The sequence below is a fragment of the Micromonospora sp. DT48 genome (assembly GCF_049844495.1).
Classification (GTDB): domain Bacteria; phylum Actinomycetota; class Actinomycetes; order Mycobacteriales; family Micromonosporaceae; genus Micromonospora.
Window position 1 is genome coordinate 1 of sequence record NZ_JBNCLE010000039.1, and the last position, 20,327, is coordinate 20,327.

Consider the following 20,327-nt stretch of genomic DNA (forward strand, 5'->3'; position numbering starts at 1 on the left):
CCCAACGGCCATACCAGCCCAAAACGGCGGCCGAACCCCGCCTCGCCGCTTGACACAACCCATAGGGACACCCCCCGCCCGCGCCCGGGCCGACGTCGCGATGCGCCGTGTGCTCAGCGGTATCCGGCGGGGATACCGCAGTCGGGTGCCGCCCAGTAGGTCCTGTTCGTGCTCCGGTCCTGGTTGTTCTCCCGCCGCGAGTCGACGTGGACGTGGGTGTTGTGTCCGGAGACGCCGGGCCCGATGATGCCGCTGAAGCCGTGGTTGCGCGCCTGGCGGGCGATCTGGCACAGCGACTTGTCACGGGAGACGAGATCGGCGGCGTTGCCGTAGAGGTGCTGGCTGTCCGACGCTCCGCCCACTCGGTTGTTGCAGGCGCGGCTGCGGAATCCGCTGGTCACGATGAGCGGTTTGTCGCCGAGGCTCTTGCGCAGCGCCTCCAGCTTCCACATGGTGTGCAGCGCGTTCTGGCGGGTCTGCGAGGTGCTCAGCGGGCCGCCGTCCCAGCCGCTGCCGCCGCAGCCGTCGTCCATCTCGCCCCAGCTGAAGTGCCGGGGTGTGCAGTTGTCGTCCTGGATCTGGTACAGCTTCCGGAACGTCTGTGGCCCGGCGATCCCGTCGACCTTGAGACCGTACGCGGACTGGAAGCGGCGTACCGCGGCGGCGGTCTTCGGGCCGTACTTCCCGTCGAGTTCCACGATGTTGTTGTTGCCGGCCCAGCCGGCCATCCGTAGCTGCAACTCACGTACGTCGCTGCCGGAACGCCCCTGGTAGAGGGTGCGGTTCCAGGTGTAGCAGCCGTCGGCATGGGCCGCTGGCGCGGCGACCACCGAGGCGATCGCGGCACCCGGCAGGGCCAGGGCGAGGGCGACGACTGCCCGTTTCAAGGTGTGTACGCGCACAGAAGTCCTCCCGATAGGAGAGCGAATGGGTGGCTTCCCGGGGTTCGGCCGGGCCGTCCCGTGGATCCACCCTCGCACCGGAGCGGCCGGTTGGAGACGATTAACGAGAATTGTCCTCACAATTCGCGGTAGCTGAGCATTGCCTGGGAATTGGCGGCATTTGTGAAACAGTCAGTCGGCACGCCAGCGCCGTACACGGGCCGAATCGGTGCGGAAGGTCACAGTCGGCCACACGGAGGGTGATGTTCTCCGGGTCGGTCGGCCCGGTAACGTCAGCGCGGAGCGACGACGGGGAGGTGGGCGTGGCGCGTGGTGGCATCTTCTGCGTCGAGGGTCAGTGGCACCGCGATCTCAACGAACGCGGATCCGTGCTGCCGACCCTGGAACTGCTCGAACGGCTGGGCAAGGTCCGTTTCATCCACAAGGACGCGGCCACCCGCGACGAACTGTTCTACTTCATCGACCGCTGGCTGCTGAAGCAGTACGCCGACCACCGGCTGGGCTTCTTCGCCATGCACGGCGAACCGAACCGGCTGTGCCTCACCGACTGGCAATCGGTGGAACTCGCCGAGGTGGCCGAACTGATGGCCGGGCGCTGCGAGGGGCGGCGGCTGTATTTCGGCAGCTGTTCCGTGCTGCGCACCTCCGAGGCGGTGCTGCGGGACTTCCTCGACGTCACCGGTGCGGCGTTGATCTGCGGCTTCACCCGCGAGGTGGACTGGGTCGAGTCGGCGGCGTTCGAGACGGTCCTGCTCGACGTGCTCGCCAACGGTCGCCGGCACAACGCCGCCGAACTGCGGATGGGCTCGGCCCACTGGGCACCGCTCGCGTCGTATCTCGGCTTCCGGATCATCTACGCCAACGGCCGGGCCTGGCGGCCGTCGATGCGCCCCCGCGTGCCCAGCCAGCCGTCCGTCGGCCAGCACGTCTGACCACCGAGGAACCGGAGGGCCACGCGTACGGGGTGAGACGCGACGCGGTGCCGCGCCCACCCGAGGCGCCCGGACCATCTATCCGGCGAGCTGCCGACACCCAAGATCAAGAATCAGTACCCGGCGGTGAAGCGTGTGTTCAGGAAGCGCCCGTTCTCGATCTCGTCGACCACCACGACCGCGAGATCCTCGTAGCTGAGCACGCTGCGGCCCTGCGCGTCGGTCACCGGATGATCGAGGCCGGTGCGATAACGGCCGGTACGCTCGCCCGGGTGGAACTCCAGCGGCGGCGGAGAGATATACGTCCAGGTCACCCCGTCGGCCGAGGAGCGGTAGACGTCCAGGGCCTCCGCCTGGCCGAGCGCGGCGTCGCGGTACTCGTCGGGAAAGTCCGGTTCGTCGAGCAGTCGGGTGCCCGCCGGGGTGAGCAGGGTGGAACCGCCGCCGACGTGGATCACCCGGGGGGCCGCCGGCATCCCCCGCAACACCTTGATCACGGTCCGCGCCGCGTCGGCCCAGAGGGTACGGTCACCGCCGCCGATCGCCAGCACCAGCACGTCCGCGTCCGGAGCCAGTTCCCGTACGCTCCGCTCGCTGGTCGCGTCCCCGGTGACGACCCGCACCCCGGGCGGCAGGAACGGCGCGTCCGCCTCGGGGCGACGTACCGCGGCCACCACCCGGTGCCCGCGGTCGAACGCCTCCCGGACGATCCGCGAACCCGCGGTGCCGCCCGCACCGAACACCACGACGTTACTCACGCCGCCGCTCCGCTCCGTGCCGCAGCGGCAAGCGGTGCCATGGCCGTGCCTGATGGTTCGCTCGCAAGCTCGCTCACGTCCCCAGGCTAGGGAGCGCGCCCGCCGGGCGTCGGTGGAACGGCGATCCCGGTGCTCAGTCGACCAGGGCCGAGTAGACCAGCTGACGCAGTTGCGGCCGGATGGGCCAGGTGCTCGACGGCATCAGCTGGGTGAAGAACATGGCGGTGATCTCCTCGACCGGGTCGACCCAGAACGCGGTGCTGGCCACGCCGCCCCAGTAGTACTCGCCGACACTGCTCGGCACCCGGCTCGGCACCGGGTCGTCGACGACCGCGAAGCCGAGGCCGAACCCGATGCCGTCGAGGGTGGTCTCGGCGAACCCGCCGGTGGACAGGGTGCCCAGGTCCCGCCCGCCGGGCAGGTGGTTGCGAGTCATGAACCGCACGGTGCGGGGGCCGAGCAGGCGGGTGCCGTCCAGCTCGCCACCACGCAGCAGCATTTGGGTGAACCGGTGGTAGTCGGCGGCCGACGAGATCAGGCCACCACCGCCGGAGAGCAGCGCCGGCCTCTCGTACGCCAGCGCGCCGAGCGCGTCGTGACGCACCGCGCGACCGGAGGCCGGGTCCGGCACGTACAGGGCGGCCAGCCGCTCGGCATCGGCACCGTCGACGTACCAGCGGGTGTCGTCCATGCCCAGCGGGCGCAGGATCCGTTCGGTCAGGAAGGTGTCCAGGCTCTGCCCGGAGACCACCTCGATCAGCCGGCCCAGCACGTCGGTGGCGACCGAGTAACCCCAGGCGGTGCCGGGCTGGAACAGCAGCGGCAGCTCGCCGAAGACCCGGCAGGCTTCGGCCAGGTCGATCCCGGCCGGTGGGTAGAGGTCGTAGCCGGCGGCCCGGTACAGCCCGTCGACCACCGAGGTCTGCATGAAGCCGTAGGTCAGCCCGGCGGTGTGGGTGAGCAGATGCCAGATCCGGATCGGCTCGATCGCCGGCACCGTGTACGGCTTGAGCGTCGAGCCCTTCGAGTAGACCTGCATCTCGGCGAACTCGGGTAGCCAGCGCCCGATCTCGTCGGTCAGCTCGAAGCGGCCCTGCTCCCACAGCATCATCGCCGCGACCGAGGTGATCGGCTTGGTCATCGAGTAGATCCGCCACAGGGTGTCCGGCTGCACCGGCGTGCCCGCCTCGCGGTCGCGCAGGCCGTAGGTCGAGCTGTGCGCGATCTCGCCGCGTCGGGTGACCACCGCCTGCCAGCCGACCAACCGGCCGGCGTCGACGTACCCGGCGAAGTGTTCGTCGATCCGGGCCAGCCGGGACGGGTCGAATCCAACCTTGGCGGCCTCGGTGCTGGGTGCGATGCTCACCCTAAGAAACCTACCGGCCGGTACGCGTGGCGGGGAAGACGTGTTGTCGGGCCCGCTGGTTACCCTCCCGGAATGCTGGAGTCGACCGAGGACGCCACCTTCCGCGACGAGGACTGGTACGCCGAGGAGCTGGCCGACCGACGCTTCACCAACTGCACCTTCCACCGGGTGGATCTCACCGAGGCGAGCAGCCGGGGCGCGGTCTTCGAGGGCTGCACCTTCGGCGACGTGGCGTTCAACGTCTCCCGGCACACCGACGCGGCCTTCACCCGCTGCGTCTTCACCCGGTGCAACCTCTTCGAGGCCGAGTTCACCGGCTGCAAGCTGGTGGGCAGCACCTTCGACCGGTGTGACCTGCGGCCGTTGACCGTGACCGGAGGCGACTGGTCGTTCCTCACGCTCGCCGGTGCGGACCTGCGCGGCGCACGGTTCACCGGCGTACGCATGCGGGAGACGGACCTGTCCGGGGCCGACCTGACGGGTGCGACGCTGACCGGGTGCGACCTGTCCGACGTGCAGTGGCGTGGTGCCCGGCTGTCCGGTGCGGACCTGCGCGGCAGCGACCTGTCCGGCCTGGACCCAGCCGTCGTGCACCGGGCCGGGGCGATCATCGACTTGATGCAGGCGGCGACCCTCGCCCGAGCCCTCGGCTTCGACATTCGTGGATGACCTGCCCGCGTACCTGCGGTGATGGTCTGCGGTGTGACCGTCTGGCCCGGCTCCCGCAACGGCACCGGGTCGCGTTCGTAGGATCACTGACGCGGCCGGGCACGCTCCGATGGGACGTGGCCTAGCGCGCAGGGTCCCGGCAATGCCAGTGTGAGGCGTCCACACATCCGGGCGGAGTGTGCCGGTGCGAGTCCGGTCCGGCAGAAGTGGAGAGTCGGTGGCGGAGGAGAACCCCCCACGGGCAGCTCACGACGGCGTCGCCCGGCACCGCGTACCGGCGACGCGACAGCCGCCCGGCCAGGACCAGGAGACCCGGGCCGCCCGTCGGCTGGCCCGAACCCGTCGACGCCGCCGCTGGGTCCTGGAGGGGGCCGCTGCCCTGGCCGGGCTGCTGGCTCTGGTCGGGTACGTGCAGTGGTGGTCGGAGCCGAGCCCGGAGCAGTCGAGTGAGCCGGACGGCCTGCCCGCGGTGGTCGGTCGCCCGAGCCTGCCCAGCATCGGACCGACCGCCCCGGCCGTGCCCGGGCTGCGACCCCGGGAGCGGCCGACCACCCCCAGCCCGGTGCCTACTCCCAGCCCCACCTCGGCCACCGCACGGGTGCCGGTGGTGCTGCTCACGATCGACCGGTCGGACATCCCGACGTCGGTGAACCTGACCGAGGTCGGTGACCGCGACTGGATGCACTGGGGGCTGGGCGGTGCCCGCACCACGGTGCGCAAGCGCGACGGCTCCGCCGAGATCCGCGATCTGGGCGGTCGGGGTGAGCGGGGCGGCTGGGACGGCAACCAGGAGGTGTTCCGGTGGCGCGACGGCGCGCCCGTGCGGTCCGCCGACGCCACGCCCGACGGGGTCTACACCTGCGGGACGGGCAACGGTTTCAACCTCGCGGTGGTCGCGGACGGTCAGCCGCGTACCGTCACCGTCTACCTTGGTGTGTGGATGGCCCGAGGGCGGTTGGACGCGCGGCTGAGCGGTGGTGGCCCGCGCCGCACCCTGCGGCTGGAGGAACGGCACACCAGCCAGTCCACCGGTGCGACCATCCGGTTCCAGGCGCCGAAGGGCACCCGGCTGCTGATCAGCTGGACGGTGGAGGAGACCTTCACCTCGCACTGCGGCAACGTCGGCCTCCAAGCCGTCGCGTTACGCTGACGCCCGCCGGAGAGCATGCCGGCAGAGCCGATACGGGGAGGACCGATGCCCGCCTTCGCACTGGCGCACCTGCGCACTCCGCAGATCAACGAGGACGTCCTGGCCTACCTGGAGCGGATCCAGGCCACTCTGGAGCCGTTCGGTGGCCGGTTCCTGGCCCACGGCCCCGAGGTCGACGTGCGCGAGGGCGACTGGCCGGGCACGGTGGTGGTCCTGGAGTTTCCCGACCGGCAGCAGGCGCACGCCTGGTACGACTCGCCTGCGTACCAGGAGATCCTGCCGCTGCGTACGCGGCACATCGACGCCTCGGCGATCATCTTCGACGGGGTCGCTCCGGGCTTCGACCCCGGCCGGAAGGCGGCGGAACTGCGGGCGCAGGCGACCGACAGCTGACCCCACGGGACAGTTTGTCCGTCACCCTGGGTCGATCGAGTCGTAACGTCCTGCTGTCCGTGTTCGACCGTCCTGTGTGGAGGTCAGGCCCGATGAACAGCAGTAGCAGTACCGTCCGTACCACCTCGTCGTCCGGCGAACGGACCGGGACGGGGTTGCGGGAGATTCCGCTGCCGCCCTACGTGACCGCCGAGGATGCCCAGTTCGCCGTCCGGGCCGTCGTGGTGCACGCGCCACGACGCTGGTCGGGGGGCACGGTCTGCCGCAACGACGCCAGCCCACACCCGTGTCGGCTGCACCGGTGGGGCACCCGAGTGCTCGCGCTGCGTGGTCTGCACGACGCCGACATCGCCGCACTCATCGAACGGGGCGACCCGGCTGCCCCGCTGCCGCCCCGCACACCCGCCTGAGCGCGTAGGCGCGCAACCGGTACGCGTACCCGTTCAGCGGGTGGTCATGCCGCGAGTCGCGCTGAAATCGCTCTATTTGACGGACCCCTCGACAGCGGGCACCGTGGAGGGCTGAAGGGGCCTTGAGCTGCCCCGATGTGGCCTCGGATGGCAGTGCCGGGAGCCCGGAACCCACGAGGAGTCCCACCATGCTCACGATGACCGACAACGCTGTCCTGGTGATCCGTGATCTCGCCGCGCAGCAGGACGTCTCCGAGGGCGGCGGTGTTCGCATCGCCGCCGACACCACGGCCGGCTCGCTCACCGTCGAGTTGGTTCCCGCTCCGGTCGAGGGCGACCAGGTGGTCGACAACCAGGGAGCGCGGATCTTCCTCGACTCGGACGCGGCCGACCTGCTCGGTGACGCCTCGGTCGACGCGACCGTCGACGACGAGGGCGTCGTGCAGTTCGGGTTCACCGAGAAGGAGTAGCGCGGGCGGGCCGGGCCAGCGAGTCCAGTACGTGGGCCAGATGGTGCGAGGTGCTCCACGCCATCCAGTTGGCGGCCGAGCCCGCCCCGGCACCTCGCCGGGCCCGCCGCGAGATCTCCTGGTCGCCCCAGGAGAAGCTCGCGCCCGTCGCCGGCCAGTGCGGTCCCGACACCAGCGTGCGGCACAGGTCGGCGACCCGCTGGTCGCCCTGGCCCCGGCGGCGCGACCAGCGATGGACCCACCAGGCGCCGTCGCCGGTGTAGGTGACCGTCAGGTGCCGGTCGATGGCCGGGGGAGCGGGGTCCGCCGGAGCCACCCCGTAGTCGCCGAAGGCGACGCCCAGGTCGCTCAGCCGTCGCCAGAGCAACCAGTCCCAACGATCCACCCGTACCGGCTCGTCGATGGGTAGTCGGGACAGGGCCGGCGGCATCCCACCGGCCACCACACTCACCGAACGCCAGGCGTGCCGCCGAGCCCAGTCCAGCACCCGCCGGACCCGGGGTTCGACCAGTCGGACGTCCGCCGGGCAGCACACGTCACCGCAGTCGACCACCAGGTCACACTGCTCAGGGCCGAGCCGTGCGTGTCGCCCGATTCGCTCCACGGCCGTGGTGGTGGCGTCGGGACCGGCCCGGTCCTGGCGGAGGCGTAGGCGCACCACCGCCCGATGGGCGTGCGCCCGGGCCGCGACGCCGTGCGCCACCAGCCGTCGTTCACCGTCGGTCAGGCCGATCACCGGCACCAGCGGTACGCCCCAGCGCGCCAGCGCGGATGCCGTGGTGTCGGGTAGGTCCCCGATGTCGACGGCGGGCAGCAGCCGGGTTGGCAGTCTGGCCAGGGAGTCGAGGACGGATCTGTCGATCTTCGATAGTTCCAGGATCGGGCTGAGCATCGGGGTGTGGGCGTCGTCGAGGTGGCCGAGCGCCTCCAATTCCCCGCGCCGTGCGGCGAGGACCGGACGGTAGACCAACTCCTGCGCCCGACCTCCGAGGACGGGCATCATAATTCAATGTAGCCAGCCGATTACCCACCATCCACGGCGGACAACGAGAAATGACCGGACAGGTGTCAGCTCCCCGACTATCCTCGCGCGGTGTCTGACGCGCCCATTCGATATCGGTCCGCCGACGAGGACAGCGCCCGCTGGCAGGGCTTTCCCTTCCGTCCAGGGGACATGGTGATCAGCACCCGGTCCAAGAGCGGGACGACCTGGATGCAGATGATCTGCGCGTTGCTGGTGCTGCGTACGCCGGAACTGCCCGCACCGCTGGTCGAGCTGTCGCCGTGGCTCGACTGGTTGGTCGAGCCGCAGGAGCGGGTGTACGCGCGGCTGGCCGCCCAGCGGCACCGTCGCTTCATCAAGACCCACACCCCGCTGGACGGGGTGCCCACCGATCCCCGGGTGCACTACATCGTGGTGGCCCGGCATCCGCTCGACATGGCGGTCTCGCTCTACCACCAGGGCGCCAATCTGGATCGCACCCGCCTGGCCGAGTTGACCGGCCGGGCCGCGCCGCCGGAGCCGGACAAGCCCCGACCGCCGGTCGAGCAGGCGCTCGTACGCTGGATCGACGCCGATCCGGATCCACGTGCCGAACTGGACTCCCTGCCGGGCGTCATGTGGCACCTCCGCAACGCCTGGGCCCGCCGGGACCGGCCGAACGTGCACCTTGTCCACTACGACGACCTCCAGGCCGACCTGGCCGGGCAGATGCGGCGGCTGGCCGAACGACTCGACCTCGAACCGCCCGGAGCCGATCTGGTGGAGGCGGCCACCTTCGAGCGGATGCGGGCTCGGGCCGACCGGCTCGCACCGGACGCCGTCGGAGTTCTGAAAGACCGCAACGCCTTCTTCCGCAGTGGTCGGTCCGGTCAGGGCAACGTACTGCTCGACGAGGAGACGCGGACCCGCTACCACGCGCGGGCGGCGAGCCTCGCGCCGCCGGACCTGCTGGCCTGGCTGCACCGCTGAGATACCCCGCCGCTCCGGCGCGCCACCCGCGCCGAGGCGTGAACGGCGGCACCCCCGCAGCGGGGAGGCCGCTGCGGGGGTGCGGGTGGGCCGTCACCGGCCCCAGACGTTCGGGTCAGTCGTCGTCCCGGTCGTCATCGTCATCGTCGTCGTCCACCGGCTCCTGCTCGGCCTCGACGATCTCGCCGGTCTGCCGGTCGACGTCGATCTCGTGCTCGGTGTCGCCGTTGACGATCTCGACTTCCCAGACGGCCCGGCCGTCCTCCTCGTCCCGCTCGGTCTCGGTGACCTGCCCGCCGCCGACCTGCGCCAACGCGATCTCGACGGCCCGCTCCATGCTCACCGCGTCGCCCTCCGTGGCCGGCTGACTCGGCGGCACCGGCGTGCCGGTCGGGTCGGCGGGCGCGGTGGGATCGGCCGTGGTGGTGCCGCTCGGGGGTGCGGTGGCGGCGGTCAGGGTCGTCTGTCGCGTCCGGGTGTCGTCCGCCGCCGCGACGCCGAGGAACACCCCGGCCACCGTGAGCACCGCCGCCGTACCGCCGACCGTCGCCAGCATCAGGGGTTTGCGCTTCATCGTCTGCACCTCTCCTCGGTTGTTGCATCGAGGATCGGTCGCGCCACGATAGCGGTGCGCTGTCCGAACCCTAAGCCCCGGTTAAGACTGCGGCGCGACCATCCGGCACCGCCACCCGGGATCGATCAGCCTGGCCTCGAACGTCCCGCCCGTCCTCGAACACGCCCGGCCTCGAACACGCCCGGCCTCGAACGTCACGCGCGGCCGAGCCGGAGCGTCACCTCGGCCCCGCCGCCGGGGCGTTCGCCCAGTTCCAGCACGCCACCGCTGGCCTGGGCCGCGCGTCGGGCGATGTCCAGGCCGAGTCCGGTCGACCCGGCCTGGCTCGCTCCCCGACGTACCGAGTCGACGGTGAGGCCGGGGCCCTCGTCGGCGACCGTCAGGACCACCTGGTCGCCGTCGGTGCGGAGTCGGACGGCGAAGGGGGTGCCGTCCGGGGTGTGCGCGAAGACGTTGCCGAGCAGGGCGTCCACGGCGGCGGCCAACTCGTCGGCCGCGACGCTCACCGGTACCGGGCCGGGTACCAGATCGAGATCGACCGCGCGTCCGGTCTCCTCCGCCAGCACCGACCAGAAGGCGACCCGGTCCGCCACGGCGGCCACCGCGTCGGCGATCACCGCACCGTCGCTCGGGGCGCGCCAACGGGCCTGCCGGATCAGGCCGGTGACCGCCCGTTCGAGCCCGTCCACCGCGTCGATCACCCGGGCCGCATCCTGTGGGTCGCGCAACGACTCGGCCTCCAGACGCAGGGCGGTCAACGGCGTACGCAGCCGGTGCGACAGGTCGGCCACCTGTTCCCGTTCCTGCACCAGCAACTCCTGGATCCGACCGGCCAGGTGGTTGAGGGCACCACCGACCTCGCGTAGCTCGGCCGGGCCGGACGGGCGCACCCGGGCGTCCAACTCGGCGTTGGCCAGCCGGTGCGAGACCTCGGACAGCTCACCGATCGGGCGGACCAGGTTGCGGGCCAGCCGATCGGCGACCGCCAGGGCGATCAGCACCAGCAGCGTGCCGAGCAGCGCCAGCACCAGCCAGGCACGCCCCACCCCGGCGGTCATCTCCGCCTGCGGCACGACGGTGCGGATCACCGCGGTGCCGTCGGAACGGCCCTGCACCGCGATGACGACCTCCCGACCGTCGGCCGTCTCGGCGGTGAGGCTCTGCCCGCGTCCGGCCAGCTCCACCGCCGGGGTACGCGTGGGGTCCGAGCCGAGCACCGTGCCGTCGGGTAGGAAGACGCTGACCGGTCGGTCCGTTTCGGCGGCGAGCTGTTCGACGGTCAGCCGCACCGTCTCGACGTCGGCGGTGCCGACCACGGAGGCGAGGCCCTGTGCGTCGGCGGTGGCCCGCACCGTCGCCCGGTCCTCGGCGGCGGTACGCAGCAGCAACGCCAGCGGTACCAGGAACGCGATCACGATGAGGACGCTGACCGCGGCGACCAGCAACGCCAGGCGAGCCCTCATCCGGCGGCCTCCGGGCTGACCAGGCGCACGCCGACCCCGCGTACGGTGTGCAGGTAGCGCGGGGACTGGGCGCTCTCGCCGAGCTTGCGGCGGAGCCAGGACAGGTGCACGTCGACGGTCTTGTCCGCGCCGCCGTACGGGATCTGCCACACCTCGGTCAACAGCTCCCGCTTGGTCACCACCTCGCCGACCCGGGTGGCCAGGTGCCGCAACAGGTCGAACTCGCGCGGGGTCAACTCGACCGGCTCGCCGTCGAGGCTGACCTGCCGGGACCGGGGGTCGATCCGCAGCCCACCGATCACCACCGTCGGATCCTCCCCGGCCGACCCGCCGGGCCCCCGACGCAGCACCGCGCGGATCCGCGCGTCGAGCTGGGCGGCGGTGAAGGGTTTGACCACGTAGTCGTCGGCCCCCGCGTCGAGCACCCGGACGATCTCCCGCTCGTCGTCGCGGGCGGTGGCCACGATGACCGGGACGGCGCTGACCGCCCGCAGCATCCGCAGTAGCTCACGGCCGTCGAGGTCAGGCAGTCCGAGATCGAGTACGACGAGGTCGGGGCGGTCGTCGAGGGCGTCGCGCAGCCCGGTCATCGCGGTCGACGCGGCGGCCACCGCGTGCCCGCGCTCGCGTAGTGCCCGTGCCAGCGGGGCGCGGATGGTCAGGTCGTCCTCGATCAGCAGCAGGCGGGCCACAGCAGGCAGAGTATCCCCGGTGACCATCACCGACCGGGTTCGTTAACCGTCCCTTAGCGCTGCCCGAAGGTGACCTCAACCGGCGATCGGGGATAGTCGGGTGATGGGCCGTCGAACCTTCCTCGCCGTGGCCGGCTGGCTGGCCACCGCGCTCGTCGCCACCCTGATCGGGCTCGCCGCGATCCGGCTGGTGGGTGAGAGCCTGACCGGGACGCCGGGCGGCGTACACAGCCAGGAGGAGGTGGCCAGAGCGCTCGCCGAGCCGGTGCCGAGCGGCGCACCGACCGGTGCCGCCCCGCCCGATCCGGGCGAAGCGCCGTCGAGCCCGGTGCCGCCGACCGGTCCGGGCACGGAGCCGGCCGACCGGCGCGGCTTCTCCACGGTGGGGGGCAGCGCGGTGGCCGAGTGCCGGCCGGACGGGGTGTACCTCGTCTCCTGGTCGCCCCGGCAGGGGTACCGGGTCAAGGACGTCGATCGTGGCCCGGACGACGACGCCGACGTGACGTTCGTCGGCCCGAGCGGTGAGTACGAGCTGTCGCTCCGGTGCGCGGCCGGAGTGCCCGTCCTCGACCTCGACGACTGAGGATCGCGGCGTCGGTGCAGGTCAGGGACATGGTCAACATGCCGAGTGTCCGTGATCGGACAGTCGCTCGTCTGGCTGAGGCAAGGGAACGCGACATACGTTCGATGCACAAAGGGGGCTGATCGGTGCTGATCCCCCTCTAGTCGCCACAAACAGTCCCCCTCTAGTCGCCACATACAGTCCCCCTCTAGTCGCCACAAACAGTCCCCTTTTGTCGCCACCGACAACTCGACGCGCCAGGGCCGCTCGGCCAGGCTGGAAGGGAGTGCGATGTCCAGCGCCAGAGCCAGGAGCAACGGCGGACCCCAGCCGGTGCCGGGGCACGAGGCCACGGCACACGCCGAGGCGGAACACACCACCTGCGCCAGCGCCGGCATGCCGTTGACCGCAAGAGTCCTCTTCGCCGTGGTCGATGCCGACGGCCTCCTGGTTCGAGGGCTGGGCGCGGCGGCGGCGAACCGGTTGCGGACCGGGATGTACCAGGTGGTGTTCGACCAGGACGTGACCGGCGCCAGCCTGGTCGGCACCGTCGGCCTCACGGGTAGCTCCGGGCTGGCCCCCGTCGGCCAGATCGCGGTGGCCGGCCGTACCGGCATCCCGAACGCCGTCTTCGTGACGACCTTCGACTGTGCCGGGTCGGCCGCCGACCGCCCGTTCCACCTGGCCGTGCTCTCCTGAGCGCCCGTCGGGGGGCACCCGCACACACGAGCGCGCGGCGCCGTTGACCCTGAAGTCGAAACCGCGCCGCGCTCGACCGTCTCCCACCGCCGCAGCCATCCGGCGGTACGTCAGCGGGGACCTGGTATGACCGGTCGCACCGGTCGGTCGTGTCGATCCCCGATCGGTGCTGGTCCAAACCCTCCGACGGTGGCGAGTTCCACCATCTGCGAAGCACGGCGTGGCGGGGCCCACGACGGGGTATGTGTCGGGCATGGAGCACTTCACTATCGCGACCGTCGCCGAGAAGAGCCCGGACTTCCGGCGGGTGCTGTGGACCGGGGAACACACCCAATTGGTGATCATGACCATCCCACCCGGCGGTGAGATCGGTGAGGAGGTCCACGAGGAGATCGACCAGATCCTGACCTTCGTCAGCGGCACCGGCGAGGCCCAGGTGGCCGGTGAGAAGCGTGAGGTGGTGCAGGGCGACCTGGTGGTCGTACCGGCGGGCACCCGGCACAACTTCGTCAACACCGGGCCGAACCCGCTGGTGCTCTACACCGTCTACGGGCCGCCGGAGCACGCCGACCAGGCCGTCCACCGCACCAAGGAGGAGGCCGACGCCGCCGAGGCCGCGGGCGAGGACGAGCCGCCGACCTCCTGACCCGTGCCGCCGGCCCGGCCCGGTCGGGCCGGCGGACACCGCGCGGGCGTGATGAGCCCGCAATTCCCGGGTACGCCGACGGCATGGAGCAGCCGGCGATCTCCGACTACGGGTACCTCTCCGACTGCCGCTCAGGCGCACTGGTCAGCCGGACCGGCTCGATCGACTGGTGGTGCCCGGACCGGTTCGATTCGCCCTCGGTCTTCGGTCGGCTGGTGAACTGGGACAACGGCGGTCACTGGCAACTGGCACCGGTCGCCGTGGGGCAACCCGGGCACCGGGTACAGCGGGCGTACCAGCCGGACACGCTGGTCCTGCGTACCGAGCACCACACCGCCGAGGGCAGCGTCGCGGTCACCGACGCCCTCGCCGCCGAGCCAGGCGCCCGCGCCCACGACTTCGGCATGAGTTCGCCCGCCGTGCTGCTGCGCGTGGTCGAGGGGCTGTCCGGCCGGGTGCCGATGGCCCTGGACTTCGACCCGCGACCCGAGTACGGCCTGCTCACCCCCTATGTACGGGAGCTACCCGACGGTACGGTGACGGCCGAGGCCGGCCCGGTACGACTGACCCTGCGCTGCGACGGGTTGCGCCTGAGCACCGAGCACGGTCGGGTGCGGCACACCTTCACCATCGCCGAGGGGCAGGCGCTCGCTTTCGACCTCACCTACGCTCCGGCGTACGGCGACCCGCCGGCCCGGCTCGACCCGGTCCGGGCGCTGGACGACACGATGCTGGCCTGGCAGGCGTTCCGCAACAGCCACCGGTACGACGGTTGCTATCCCGAGGTGGTGCGGCACAGCGCCACGGTCCTCACCGGGCTCACCTACGCCCGCAGCGGGGCGGTCGCCGCAGCACCGACCACCTCGTTGCCGGAGTGGGTCGGCACTGATCGCAACTACGACTACCGCTTCTGCTGGCTGCGGGACTTCGCCATGACCATGCGGGCCTTCTGGGTGGCGGCCTGCCCGACCGAGACGTCCCGGCTGTTCGAGTGGGCGGCCCGGTCGATCGGTCGGGTCGGCCCCGACCCGGTACCGGTGCTGTTCGGCCTGGAGGGGGAGCGGGACGTCTCCGAACATCCCTGCCCCCACCAGCCCGGATATCGAGGCAACGGGCCGGTACGCATCGGCAACGACGCCTGGCGGCAGCGGCAGCTCGACGTGCCGGGCGAGGTCATCTCGGCGGTGTGGCGGTTGCGCAACCGCCTCGGCCCCCAACTCTCCGACGAGGTACGCGACATGGTGGTCGGCCTCACCGAGCAGGTGGCGGCCACCTGGCGGCTGCCCGACCGGGGGATCTGGGAGCCACGCGACCGTGAACGGCACTACCTGTCCTCCAAGGTGCTCTGCTGGGTGGCGATGGACCGGGCGGTGCGGCTGGCCCCGCACCTCGGAGAGCGGGCGGACGTCGCGCGCTGGACCGGCGTCCGGGACGAAATCCGGGCCACGGTGCTCCGGGGCGGGTTCGACGAGCGCCGGGGCGTCTTCACCGGAGCCTTCGGCTCACCCGAGCTGGACGCCGCCGCCCTGTACCTACCGGTGGTGGGCTTCCTCCCGGCCACCGACCCCCGGATGCGGGCGACCATCGACACCATCGAGCGGGAACTCGGCGACGTCGACGGCCTGATCCACCGTTGGGAGGGTGACCCGGCCGCCTTCGTGCTCTGCTCGTTCTGGCTGGTGGAGTGCCTGATGCTGGCCGGTGAACGGGAGCGGGCCGCCCAGCTGTTCGAGCAGGTCTCCGGGCACGCCAACGACGTCGGGCTGTTCAGCGAGCAGATCGATCCGGCCACCGGGACGCACCTGGGCAACACACCCCAGGCGTTGTCCCACATCGGCCAGGTCAACGCCGCGTGGCGGCTGACCGAACCGGTCGCCGAGTGAGCCTGGTCAGCCCGGCAGCACCGGTACGCCGGAGACGTCGATCGTCTCCGGGTACTTCAGCCCCGTACCGGTGTTGAGCACGACCACCCGTTCACCCGCCCGGATCCAGCCGCCGGCCCGCAGCCGACGCGCGGCCGTCAGGCAGGCGGCACCCTCGGGGCAGAGCAGCAGGCCCTCCCGGGCGGCGAAGTCGCGCAGGTCGGTCAGGATCTCGGCGTCGTCGACCGCGATGGCGGTGCCGGCGGTGGCCCGCAGCGCGGCGAGGATCAACTCATCGCCCAACGGAGCCGGAACGGTGATGCCGAACGCCACCGTCTGGGCGTCCGCCCACGGCCGCGCCCGGTCCTCCCCGGCGGCGAACGCCCGCACGATCGGCGCGCAACCGGTGGACTGCACCGCCACCAGCCGGGGCAGCTTGTCCTCGACCCAGCCCAACTCGCGCAGCTCGCCGAGAGCCTTGTGGATGCCGATCAGCCCCACACCACCGCCGGTCGGATAAATGATCACGTCGGGCACCTGCCACCCCAGCTGCTCGACGATCTCGAAACCCATTGTCTTCTTGCCTTCGAGGCGGTACGGCTCGCGCAGCGTACCGGCGTCGAAGACGGTGCCGTCGGCGGTCGCGACGAGCCCGGCCACCTGACGCCCCGCGTCGCTGATCAGCCCGTCGACCAGGCGCAGGTCGGCACCGGCGGCCACACACTCCCGACGGCAGATGGTCGGTGCGGACAACGGCATCACGATGGTGGCGTCTAGCCCGGCCCGGGTCGCATAGGTGGCCCACGCCGCGCCCGCGTTGCCGTTGGTCGGCATCGCGATCCGACGTACGCCCAGCTCCCGGGCTCGGCTCACGCCCACCGCCGCCCCGCGCGCCTTGAACGAGCCGGTCGGGGTCAGCCCCTCGTCCTTGACCAGCAGCTCGTCGATGCCGATGTCCGCGCCGTACGACGGTGCCCGCAGCATCGGCGTCCACCCCTCGCCGAGCGTGGTGAGGTTCCTGGAATCGGCCACCGGAAGCAGCTCCCGGTAACGCCAGAGATTTGCCGGGCGTAACCCGAACCGCTCCGGCTCGATCGTCCGTGCCACGGCGGCGAGGTCGTAACGCGCCAGCAGCGGCGAGCCGCAGTCGCAGAGGTTCTGCGGCACCGTGGCGTCGTGTTCCCGGCCGCAGCGCGGGCATTCGAGGTGGGTCAGATACACGCCGCTCCTCGCGTCTCAGCTCGCGTCCACGCTGCGCCACGCGCTGCTGCGCCGACCCGGCTCGTAGACGGAGTCCAACCGCTTCGCCACCACCCCGGGCAGGCCCTGTTCGCGTGCCGCACGCATGGTCTCGGCACCGGCGCCGGGAAACCACGGCGGAGTCTGCCAGTGCGGCCCGGCCAGCGCCAGGGAGTCGAGCAACTCACGGCGCTGCGGGTACGGCAGCTCTATGCTGCTCGCCCCCTCCAGCCAGAGCAGGTCGACCAGGAGGTACTGGGCATCGGCGGTGCTGCGTCCGCCCCGTGCCGGTCGGACCTGACCGGAGCGGTCGATGTGGACCAGGACCCCGTCCAGCACCACCTCGGTCGGGGCCAGGGCCTCGGCCATCGGCCGCAGCCACGGGTACGTCCCGGTGATCTCCGCGCCGGTGTCGGAGAGCAGCCGCAACCGTCCGCCGGAGACGTACGCCACCGCGCGTACCCCGTCCCACCGCAGCTCGTACCCCCAGGCGGCCTGATCGGTGGGGAGCCGGCGGGCCGGTGTGGGGCGCATCGGTGCGACCAGATCGGGCATGGCCGTCCAGCCCGGCGGCGGCGGATCGGTACGCCGCACCATCCAGTTCCGGCCGTCGCGGCCACCGGTGGCGAAGAGTACGTACCGTCCGTTGGTCCGATTCCCCCGCAGCTCGACCACCACCTCGCGGTCCTGCCACTTGACGCAGCGGTAGGTGCCCTGGTCGTGGATGAGCATCCGGCCGCCGCCGTACTCGCCGGCCGGGATGTCGCCGGAGAAGTCGAGATACTCCATGGGATGGTCCTCGGTGTGCACGGCGAGGTGGTTGCGCCCCGGATCACGGGGCAACCCGCGCGGCACCGCCCAGGAGACGAGCACCCCGTCGCGTTCCAGCCGCAGATCCCAGTGCAGGCTGCGGGCGTGGTGCTGCTGGATGACGAACCGGGCCTGGTCGCCGGTCCGGCCCCGCCGGGGACGCTCGGTCGGCACCGGTTCGGGGGTACGCGCGGCGTCCCGCTTGCGCCGGTACTGCTCCAGCCGGTCAGCCACACCCGCATTCTCCGGCACATCGAGCCGTCCCGCCCGCCCGCCGGCGGGTCTGTGCGTCTGGGGCATGCCGGGCGTCATCGGGGGTAGAACGCTCGGTATGAACCACAGTGACCACCCCACCGCAGTTCTTCCCGGTGACGTCCGGATACCCCTGCTCGGGTTCGGCACCTGGCAGGCGACCGGCGAGGAGGGGTACAAGGCGGTACTCGCCGCGCTCGACGCCGGCTACCGGCACATCGACACGGCCACCATGTACGGCAACGAGGAGGAGGTGGGCCGGGCGGTCCGGGAGAGTGGACTGCCCCGGGAGGACGTCTTCATCACCACCAAACTGCCGCCCGAGCGGGTCGGCCGGGAGCGGGAGACGATCGAGGAGAGCCTGCGCGCCCTCGGGGTCGACTACGTCGACCTGTGGCTGGTGCACTGGCCGCCGAACGACCCCGGTGACCTGATTCCGGTCTGGCGGGAGATGCTCGCCGCCCGCGACGCGAACCTGGCCCGCGCGGTCGGGGTCAGCAACTTCAGCACCGCGCAGATCGACGAACTGATCCAGGCGACCGAGGAGAATCCAGCCGTCAACCAGATCAAGTGGAGTCCGTGGCTCTACGACCGGCAGCGGCACCTTGAGCACCGGGACCGTGGGGTGGTGCTGGAGGGCTACAGCCCGTTCAAGACCAGCGACCTGTCCGACCCGGTGCTCACCCGGATCGCCGGGGCGCACAACGTCTCGCCCGCCCAGGTGGTGCTGCGTTGGCACATCGACCACGAGATCGTAGTGATCCCGAAGTCGGTGACGCCGGAGCGGATCCGCGCCAACGCGGACGTCTTCGGCTTCTCGCTCAACGCCGAGGAGATGCGCGACATCGACGCCCTCGGCGGTTCCTGACCCGGCGTCCTGCGCGGATGCCGCGACCTGCGGCGGGCCGGGCTCTCCTCGCTGTCGGGTGAGCCCGAGTCGCCGCGAGTCCGGCACCGCCGATCGTCGTCAGCCGGCGGCCGGCGGTGCCGGATCCGCGTGTGCCCAGCGGTGCAGGGCGTAGCGGCGGCCCTTGTCCTCGACGAACACCGGCTCGCCGCCGGTCGGCCGGAAGCCACCGGACCGGGCAACGCCCACGCTGCCGACGTTGTCCGGCTCGATCTCCAGGTAGACCGTGGACAGGCCGACCACCGTGTGGGCGTACCCGGTCATCAACCGTAGGGCGCGGCCGGCCAGACCTTGACCGCGGTAGGCGGGCCCGATCGCGTAGCCGATGGTGCCGGCGGCCACGTTGAGCATCACCTCGCCCCGAGCCAGGTCGTCGCCGTCGGTCACGGCGAGACAGAGCCGGTGACCGGTCTGCTGGGCTCGCCGGGCGGTGACCAGGTACGCCTCGGCGGCGGACAGGTCGAACGGGGCGGGCACCGGCAGACGGTACGCCATCTCGGCGTCGTTGAAGATCGCTATCAGCTGCGGCACGTCGCGTTCGGCCCAGGGCCGCAGAACGACGCCGTCACCTTCCAACCGTACGTCCGCGCTGAGCATCCGGCCCCCCGTCGTCGACGCTCCAGTCTCCGAGCTTCGGACGGCCCGAGCAACCCGCGTAGAGCCCGGACGGCCCGCCAACCAGGGCTACCACTCAGCGGAAGCGATCGCGTACATAGAGCAATCAAAGGTCGTACGCAACCCCCTGAACGATTGGTTGACGAGCATGAGGGGTCCTCGTATGTTATCGCTGATCTTCTATATCGACCACGGGGGAATGAATGCTCTTCGGCCGATGGCGCCTGCCCAAGGTCGCTGCTCCAAGTGCTGATACGTCGTACCCGGCAGTGGGCCCCTCGTCATCGCCGGCCACGGGTCCGGACCAGTTGCGGACCGGGCTCGCGGCGGTCCTGGCGGCGGCGGTGGCAGCATCCTCGCTGTCGGTGGTGATCACCAGCGCCATGCCCGCACCAGCCGCCACACCGTCGTGCGACGGGACTGAAAGCTCCGAGCAGAGGGCGATCGCGGCGGCGGTCTTGTGCGATCAGCCGGTCGTGATCGAGTCCACGCTTAGCGAGTACGCACAGGTCCTAGCACAACCTGACGGTCGCCTGCGGTTCGAGTCGGCGGTGGAGCCGCAACGAACGCGCCGCGCTGACGGCTCGTGGGTCGACGTGGACCTGACGCTGCGGCTCGGTGTCGACGGTCTACTCCGTCCGGCGGCGTCGGTAGCGGATGTGGCCTTCTCGAACGGCGGTGACAAGCCGCTGGTGGAACTGCGCCGAGGCGGCCAGTCGATGGCTCTCTCCTGGCCCGGTAGTCTGCCGACGCCGACCGTCTCAGGTGACTCGGCGACATATGCGGAGGTCTTTCCCGACGCGGATCTGGTGGTCCGGGCGTCTAGCTTGATCTTTAACCTGGGGTCGGCTTGTATCGACCCTGGCTGATCATGGCCGCAGCCCTTGGTTGATCATTCTTCTTGTCTAGGGAAGAAGATCAGGGCCAAGGGCTGCGGGATGATCAGTGTGCATGACACCGGGCGCGCAGGCGCGGTGGGGGACC

At 71.3% G+C, this 20,327-nt stretch carries 23 protein-coding genes; 13 read left to right on the forward strand and 10 right to left on the reverse strand.

The features are described 5' to 3' along the window. Positions 1-113: 113 nt before the first annotated feature. Positions 114-902 (reverse strand): D-Ala-D-Ala carboxypeptidase family metallohydrolase, encoded by a 789-nt coding sequence (locus ACLQ2S_RS26590; protein ID WP_309222604.1) that lies wholly within the window; start codon positions 900-902, stop codon positions 114-116. Between the two features lie 302 nt (positions 903-1,204). Here ACLQ2S_RS26590 and ACLQ2S_RS26595 point away from each other — a divergent pair, with 302 nt between their 5' ends. Continuing rightward, entirely contained in the window at positions 1,205-1,834 is a 630-nt protein-coding gene (locus tag ACLQ2S_RS26595; protein ID WP_309222603.1) for a DUF6642 family protein, read from the forward strand. Positions 1,835-1,947: 113 nt separating this feature from the next. Here ACLQ2S_RS26595 and ACLQ2S_RS26600 read toward each other — a convergent pair whose 3' ends face one another. Next, positions 1,948-2,592, reverse strand: a complete 645-nt coding sequence (locus ACLQ2S_RS26600) for an NAD(P)-dependent oxidoreductase (protein ID WP_309222602.1) — start codon at positions 2,590-2,592, stop codon at positions 1,948-1,950. A 133-nt stretch (positions 2,593-2,725) separates the two neighbouring features. Then, entirely contained in the window at positions 2,726-3,958 is a 1,233-nt protein-coding gene (locus ACLQ2S_RS26605) for a serine hydrolase domain-containing protein (protein WP_309222601.1), read from the reverse strand. A gap of 72 nt (positions 3,959-4,030) precedes the next feature. Here ACLQ2S_RS26605 and ACLQ2S_RS26610 point away from each other — a divergent pair, with 72 nt between their 5' ends. The 5 genes from ACLQ2S_RS26610 to ACLQ2S_RS26630 all read left to right on the forward strand — a co-directional run bounded on the left by ACLQ2S_RS26610 (position 4,031) and on the right by ACLQ2S_RS26630 (position 7,050). After that, positions 4,031-4,627: a pentapeptide repeat-containing protein gene (locus ACLQ2S_RS26610; RefSeq protein WP_155214975.1), complete on the forward strand. Its 597-nt coding sequence runs from the start codon at positions 4,031-4,033 to the stop codon at positions 4,625-4,627. A gap of 217 nt (positions 4,628-4,844) precedes the next feature. Then, positions 4,845-5,777 (forward strand): hypothetical protein, encoded by a 933-nt coding sequence (locus ACLQ2S_RS26615; protein ID WP_309222600.1) that lies wholly within the window; start codon positions 4,845-4,847, stop codon positions 5,775-5,777. A gap of 45 nt (positions 5,778-5,822) precedes the next feature. Beyond that, the gene (locus tag ACLQ2S_RS26620) at positions 5,823-6,170 is read left to right on the forward strand and encodes a DUF1330 domain-containing protein (protein WP_155214974.1); all 348 of its coding nucleotides are present in this window, start codon (positions 5,823-5,825) and stop codon (positions 6,168-6,170) included. A gap of 92 nt (positions 6,171-6,262) precedes the next feature. Continuing rightward, positions 6,263-6,580: a hypothetical protein gene (locus ACLQ2S_RS26625; RefSeq protein ID WP_196222442.1), complete on the forward strand. Its 318-nt coding sequence runs from the start codon at positions 6,263-6,265 to the stop codon at positions 6,578-6,580. 188 nt (positions 6,581-6,768) lie between these two features. Continuing rightward, positions 6,769-7,050, forward strand: coding sequence for an adhesin (locus tag ACLQ2S_RS26630; protein ID WP_155214972.1), 282 nt, complete (start codon positions 6,769-6,771; stop codon positions 7,048-7,050). Here the strand turns inward: ACLQ2S_RS26630 and ACLQ2S_RS26635 are convergent. Further along, positions 7,034-8,050, reverse strand: a complete 1,017-nt coding sequence (locus tag ACLQ2S_RS26635; protein ID WP_425703696.1) for a beta family protein — start codon at positions 8,048-8,050, stop codon at positions 7,034-7,036. The genes ACLQ2S_RS26630 and ACLQ2S_RS26635 overlap by 17 nt on opposite strands. 93 nt (positions 8,051-8,143) lie before the next feature. Between ACLQ2S_RS26635 and ACLQ2S_RS26640 the strand changes: the two genes are divergently transcribed. Continuing rightward, complete coding sequence (locus ACLQ2S_RS26640) at positions 8,144-9,022, forward strand: sulfotransferase domain-containing protein (RefSeq protein ID WP_309222598.1); 879 nt, start codon at positions 8,144-8,146, stop codon at positions 9,020-9,022. A gap of 115 nt (positions 9,023-9,137) precedes the next feature. On the opposite strand, the gene ACLQ2S_RS26645 is transcribed toward ACLQ2S_RS26640, so the two are convergent. The 3 genes from ACLQ2S_RS26645 to ACLQ2S_RS26655 form a co-directional block, all read right to left on the reverse strand. Further along, the gene (locus ACLQ2S_RS26645) at positions 9,138-9,596 is read right to left on the reverse strand and encodes a PepSY domain-containing protein (RefSeq protein ID WP_425703698.1); all 459 of its coding nucleotides are present in this window, start codon (positions 9,594-9,596) and stop codon (positions 9,138-9,140) included. A 194-nt stretch (positions 9,597-9,790) separates the two neighbouring features. Continuing rightward, entirely contained in the window at positions 9,791-11,059 is a 1,269-nt protein-coding gene (locus ACLQ2S_RS26650; protein WP_425703700.1) for an ATP-binding protein, read from the reverse strand. Continuing rightward, positions 11,056-11,751: a response regulator transcription factor gene (locus tag ACLQ2S_RS26655; RefSeq protein WP_309222597.1), complete on the reverse strand. Its 696-nt coding sequence runs from the start codon at positions 11,749-11,751 to the stop codon at positions 11,056-11,058. Before ACLQ2S_RS26655 ends, ACLQ2S_RS26650 begins: the two co-directional genes overlap by 4 nt. 103 nt (positions 11,752-11,854) lie before the next feature. On the opposite strand from ACLQ2S_RS26655, the gene ACLQ2S_RS26660 reads away from it, so the two are divergent. The 4 genes from ACLQ2S_RS26660 (at position 11,855) to ACLQ2S_RS26675 (ending at position 15,541) form a co-directional block, all read left to right on the forward strand. Further along, positions 11,855-12,334, forward strand: a complete 480-nt coding sequence (locus tag ACLQ2S_RS26660) for a septum formation initiator (protein ID WP_155214964.1) — start codon at positions 11,855-11,857, stop codon at positions 12,332-12,334. 270 nt (positions 12,335-12,604) lie between these two features. Next, the gene (locus ACLQ2S_RS26665; protein WP_155214963.1) at positions 12,605-13,012 is read left to right on the forward strand and encodes a hypothetical protein; all 408 of its coding nucleotides are present in this window, start codon (positions 12,605-12,607) and stop codon (positions 13,010-13,012) included. A gap of 253 nt (positions 13,013-13,265) precedes the next feature. Next, entirely contained in the window at positions 13,266-13,658 is a 393-nt protein-coding gene (locus ACLQ2S_RS26670) for a cupin domain-containing protein (RefSeq protein WP_155214961.1), read from the forward strand. An 83-nt stretch (positions 13,659-13,741) separates the two neighbouring features. Beyond that, positions 13,742-15,541 carry a glycoside hydrolase family 15 protein gene (locus ACLQ2S_RS26675; RefSeq protein ID WP_155214960.1) on the forward strand — a complete coding sequence of 600 codons (1,800 nt, stop codon included), beginning with the start codon at positions 13,742-13,744 and terminating at the stop codon, positions 15,539-15,541. A 6-nt stretch (positions 15,542-15,547) separates the two neighbouring features. Here ACLQ2S_RS26675 and ACLQ2S_RS26680 read toward each other — a convergent pair whose 3' ends face one another. Both ACLQ2S_RS26680 and ACLQ2S_RS26685 read right to left on the reverse strand, forming a co-directional pair. Further along, on the reverse strand, positions 15,548-16,741 hold the full coding sequence (locus ACLQ2S_RS26680; protein ID WP_425703704.1) for a threonine synthase: 1,194 nt from the start codon (positions 16,739-16,741) through the stop codon (positions 15,548-15,550). A gap of 15 nt (positions 16,742-16,756) precedes the next feature. Continuing rightward, complete coding sequence (locus ACLQ2S_RS26685) at positions 16,757-17,803, reverse strand: DNA polymerase ligase N-terminal domain-containing protein (protein WP_425703706.1); 1,047 nt, start codon at positions 17,801-17,803, stop codon at positions 16,757-16,759. A gap of 97 nt (positions 17,804-17,900) precedes the next feature. Between ACLQ2S_RS26685 and ACLQ2S_RS26690 the strand changes: the two genes are divergently transcribed. Next, complete coding sequence (locus tag ACLQ2S_RS26690; protein WP_155214957.1) at positions 17,901-18,689, forward strand: aldo/keto reductase; 789 nt, start codon at positions 17,901-17,903, stop codon at positions 18,687-18,689. 99 nt (positions 18,690-18,788) lie between these two features. Here ACLQ2S_RS26690 and ACLQ2S_RS26695 read toward each other — a convergent pair whose 3' ends face one another. Further along, positions 18,789-19,325 (reverse strand): GNAT family N-acetyltransferase, encoded by a 537-nt coding sequence (locus ACLQ2S_RS26695; protein ID WP_425703708.1) that lies wholly within the window; start codon positions 19,323-19,325, stop codon positions 18,789-18,791. 383 nt (positions 19,326-19,708) lie between these two features. Here ACLQ2S_RS26695 and ACLQ2S_RS26700 point away from each other — a divergent pair, with 383 nt between their 5' ends. Then, a complete protein-coding gene (locus ACLQ2S_RS26700) occupies positions 19,709-20,212 on the forward strand; it encodes a hypothetical protein (protein WP_425703710.1) in 504 nt (167 codons plus the stop codon). Positions 20,213-20,327 lie beyond the last annotated feature (115 nt).

Bases quoted from the DNA above. Each gene is read 5' to 3' on its own strand.
- ACLQ2S_RS26610 (WP_155214975.1), top strand. From the start codon at position 4,031: ATGCTGGAGTCGACCGAGGACGCCACCTTCCGCGACGAGGACTGGTAC.
- ACLQ2S_RS26620 (WP_155214974.1), top strand. From the start codon at position 5,823: ATGCCCGCCTTCGCACTGGCGCACCTGCGCACTCCGCAGATCAACGAG.
- ACLQ2S_RS26625 (WP_196222442.1), top strand. From the start codon at position 6,263: ATGAACAGCAGTAGCAGTACCGTCCGTACCACCTCGTCGTCCGGCGAA.
- ACLQ2S_RS26630 (WP_155214972.1), top strand. From the start codon at position 6,769: ATGCTCACGATGACCGACAACGCTGTCCTGGTGATCCGTGATCTCGCC.
- ACLQ2S_RS26635 (WP_425703696.1), bottom strand. From the start codon at position 8,050: ATGCCCGTCCTCGGAGGTCGGGCGCAGGAGTTGGTCTACCGTCCGGTC.
- ACLQ2S_RS26645 (WP_425703698.1), bottom strand. From the start codon at position 9,596: ATGAAGCGCAAACCCCTGATGCTGGCGACGGTCGGCGGTACGGCGGCG.
- ACLQ2S_RS26650 (WP_425703700.1), bottom strand. From the start codon at position 11,059: ATGAGGGCTCGCCTGGCGTTGCTGGTCGCCGCGGTCAGCGTCCTCATC.
- ACLQ2S_RS26660 (WP_155214964.1), top strand. From the start codon at position 11,855: ATGGGCCGTCGAACCTTCCTCGCCGTGGCCGGCTGGCTGGCCACCGCG.
- ACLQ2S_RS26665 (WP_155214963.1), top strand. From the start codon at position 12,605: ATGTCCAGCGCCAGAGCCAGGAGCAACGGCGGACCCCAGCCGGTGCCG.
- ACLQ2S_RS26670 (WP_155214961.1), top strand. From the start codon at position 13,266: ATGGAGCACTTCACTATCGCGACCGTCGCCGAGAAGAGCCCGGACTTC.
- ACLQ2S_RS26675 (WP_155214960.1), top strand. From the start codon at position 13,742: ATGGAGCAGCCGGCGATCTCCGACTACGGGTACCTCTCCGACTGCCGC.
- ACLQ2S_RS26690 (WP_155214957.1), top strand. From the start codon at position 17,901: ATGAACCACAGTGACCACCCCACCGCAGTTCTTCCCGGTGACGTCCGG.
- ACLQ2S_RS26695 (WP_425703708.1), bottom strand. From the start codon at position 19,325: ATGCTCAGCGCGGACGTACGGTTGGAAGGTGACGGCGTCGTTCTGCGG.